General features: G+C 44.3%; 3 protein-coding genes. 2 read left to right on the forward strand and 1 reads right to left on the reverse strand.

Annotated elements, in window-relative coordinates; genetic code table 11:
• Positions 1–137: 137 nt before the first annotated feature.
• Positions 138–683, reverse strand: a complete 546-nt coding sequence (gene sodC / locus NO989_RS21625; RefSeq protein WP_014980082.1) for a superoxide dismutase family protein — start codon at positions 681–683, stop codon at positions 138–140.
• 419 nt (positions 684–1,102) lie between these two features.
• Here sodC and NO989_RS21630 point away from each other — a divergent pair, with 419 nt between their 5' ends.
• Positions 1,103–1,744 (forward strand): glutathione S-transferase family protein, encoded by a 642-nt coding sequence (locus NO989_RS21630; RefSeq protein ID WP_061486424.1) that lies wholly within the window; start codon positions 1,103–1,105, stop codon positions 1,742–1,744.
• A 237-nt stretch (positions 1,745–1,981) separates the two neighbouring features.
• On the forward strand, positions 1,982–2,769 hold a 788-nt coding region (locus tag NO989_RS21635), incomplete at its 3' end, for a DUF885 family protein (RefSeq protein ID WP_371343185.1).

A 2,769-nucleotide genomic window follows, 5' to 3' on the forward strand; every position in this document is an offset into this window, starting at 1 on the left:
GAACACTCCGAATTTCACTATGCCTATTAGATCAAAGCCCCAGACTTTCGTCTAGGGCTTTTTCAACAGTCTGAAGCGGCTTTAGAAGCCGCTTTTTTGTATAAGATGTTGATTGCATAACATGAGGTGGCGTTAGTTTATTTCCCAATTACGCCACATGCTACGCGGTCACCACCGCCACCTAACTTTTTAGGTGAATCAGAGTAATTGTCGCCACCTGCGTGAATCATTAAGGCGCGGCCTTCAATATCATCTAACTCAAGCTCTGGTGCAAAGATAGGCTGGGTTGCGTTTCCATTTTCATCAACATAAAGCACGGGTAGATCGCCCTCGTGACCCTTCTCAGACCAAGGAGCACGGTGTTTACCGGTACCTTCTGGATCGAAATGGCCGCCCGCTGCGCCGCCCAACACTTTTTGTCCATCTTTCATTGAGGGTGAACAGTCACCATTTTGGTGGACATGAAAACCATGAATGCCTGGCGTTAACCCTGACAGGTTTGGCGTAAATACTACACCGTCATCATCATAACTGCTCACCACTACTGAGCCCATGCTCATCCCTGTTTCCAGGTTATTCATTATCACTTCTTTTCCATCGTTATCATGATGGCCTGCGAAACTGCTCGCACTTAACATTAATGTCAGTGAGCCTGCTAAGGTAGATAGTAAACGTTTCTTCATCGTGTTCTCCTTCACTCAATTATTAACGAATTTGTTAAAAGCATTGAAGTGAGATGAGCATAAAGTGAACCATTGTGGCGCATAACTCAGGGATACTACGCAAGACTAGTAATACTAGGGCGTTGAAGCGACAACCGAGTTGTATGTTAGCGAACAGCTACTGGCATTTACGGAAATCATTATATTGGTTACGTGAAAAAGTTACCGACCATTACCTTATCTTTTTGGCTTTTCCGTATTATTTTCACTCTCTTTGAAGGTCGCCTCTTCATATAGTCTTTGGATATGGAGCCTCTCCATGAGTAGGCGGTACTGTCATACAGAAGTTACAGTGTTAAAACTCAGTAACAATATGGCAGTAGCACTTTTTTCCTATTCGACTTACAGTTAGCTCACATTACATAAGCAAGGGCATAGGTATGTATACACTTTACGGATATCCGAAAACCCGCTCGGTTCGCGTGGCATGGGCACTGGAAGAGCTAGGTTTACCTTTTGAGTACAGCTTAGTTGACTTAAAACAAGGGCAACACCTGTCAGAAGAATATAAAGCTATCAGTCCTGCCTCTAAAATCCCAGCGCTTTCGACGCCAGAAGGTACCTTGACGGAATCGGCGGCTATCGTCACTTTTTTAGCTGAACGTCACGGCATGCATGAATTCATTCCAGAGCCTGGTAGCTTCGAGCGAGCCAAATATGAAGAAATGATGTTGTTTCTTACCAATGAGTTAGAGCAACCGATTTGGAATTTAGCAAAGCACACCTTTGCGTTGCCTAAAGAGCAAAGACTTGAACAAATGCGTGATGTAGCGGTGTGGGAGTTTAAGCGCGTGTTGCCCGTATTTTCTTCTATGCTGGGCGATAAAGAATTTGTATGCGGCACCATGTTTACCATGGCCGACATAATAGCAGGTCATATTTTGGCGTGGGCAAAAGGTAGCAAGCTAGATATCACGCTAGACGGTAAAACAGACAATGTAGCCGCGTACGCACAACGTGTGTTAGGTCGTGAAGCGTATGAGAGGGCGTGGCGAAAAGAGATGGATCATTTGCCTGAATAAACAGTGCATCCTGAAAAACCTTAAATGAATAGATACCGTGTGAAGATGTGGCTAATTAAGTAAACGTTGAATTGCATTGTACAGCCGGTATGCCTGATATCAGGCGTCAGGTACGCACTATTAGGTTTAAATGCGTTTATCACGCGATATATAGAATCAAAAAAACACAAAACGACAGCGCCTTTTTTTGTTGAAAACAAACCGCAAAATAAAGGCGAAATAACAAGGGAACAAAAAATGAAAGCATTCAAAACACTACTTGTAAGTAGTGCAGTAACTATGGCAATGGGCCTTAGCTCAGCTGTGGCACATGAACACGGCAATGCAAATGTGCAGAGTTCATCAAAAAGTACTTCAGTGTCAAAAGAAGCGTCTGAGCACGAAAAACTTTTTGCGTTATTTGCAGCCGCTGACCAGCGTGATATTGAGCTAAACCCAATCATGGCCATTTTTCGCGGCGACATGCGTTACGCGGACAGAATGGGCGACTTCTTAACAGACTCTCACGCTTTAGCGGGAAAAACAGCTACATTGCTAAACTTGTCAGAGCTTAAACAAATTGACCGCAGTAAGTTAAGCGACACCGATAAACTCGCCTACGACGTATTTAAATACAATGAAGAGCGCTCGCTAAAAATGTCTACGGACGAGATTGAAGCGCTAACGGAAGTGCGTCCTGTTAATCACTTCAGTGGGTTCCACACCTTCTACCCGACCTTCGCGAGCGGAAAGGGCGCAGCGCCATTTAAAACAGTAGAAGATTACGAAAATAACTTATCTCGCCATAAGGATTACATTGCTATTTCTGACCGCGCTATCGGAAAGTTCCGCGAGGGCATGGAAAGCGGTGTTCTTGAAACTAAGCTGACAATCGATCGCGTGATCAAGCAGTTCGATACTCAGCTGGCTATCCCAATTAAAGAGTCACAGTTTTGGGGGCCAATTACTATGTTCCCAGAAAGTTTCTCTGACGAAGAAAAAGCCCGTTTAACCGCTGACTACGAGAAAGCGACGCAAGAGATTTA

The sequence above is a fragment of the Alteromonas sp. DY56-G5 genome (assembly GCF_041414725.1).
GTDB classification, from domain to species: domain Bacteria; phylum Pseudomonadota; class Gammaproteobacteria; order Enterobacterales; family Alteromonadaceae; genus Alteromonas; species Alteromonas macleodii.